Source organism: Streptococcus sp. HMSC078H03, from assembly GCF_001808655.1.
In the GTDB taxonomy this organism is placed as follows: Bacteria; Bacillota; Bacilli; order Lactobacillales; family Streptococcaceae; genus Streptococcus; species Streptococcus salivarius_G.
Genome location: NZ_KV794097.1, coordinates 458 through 697 on the forward strand (window position 1 = coordinate 458; position 240 = coordinate 697).

General features: G+C 40.8%; 1 pseudogene. It reads left to right on the forward strand.

Going from position 1 to position 240, the window contains the following annotated elements:
- Nucleotides 1–240, forward strand: a pseudogene (locus tag HMPREF2607_RS10485) (fibrinogen-binding protein); the annotation flags it as partial.

Here is a 240-nt window from a genome sequence, read left to right on the forward strand (position 1 = left end):
ATTCTGAAATTGATTCACTTACTGACGCTGATTCTGAGTTTGCAACGGATTGTGAGGCTGAAACTGATGCACTTTCTGAGACTGATTCGGAGTTTGAGACTGACTGTGATTCAGAAACTGACGCACTTTCTGATGCTGATTCAGAATTAGACACTGATTGTGATTCTGAGACAGAGGCACTTGTTGATGCTGACTCGGAATTTGAGACTGATTGTGATTCTGAAATTGATTCACTTACTG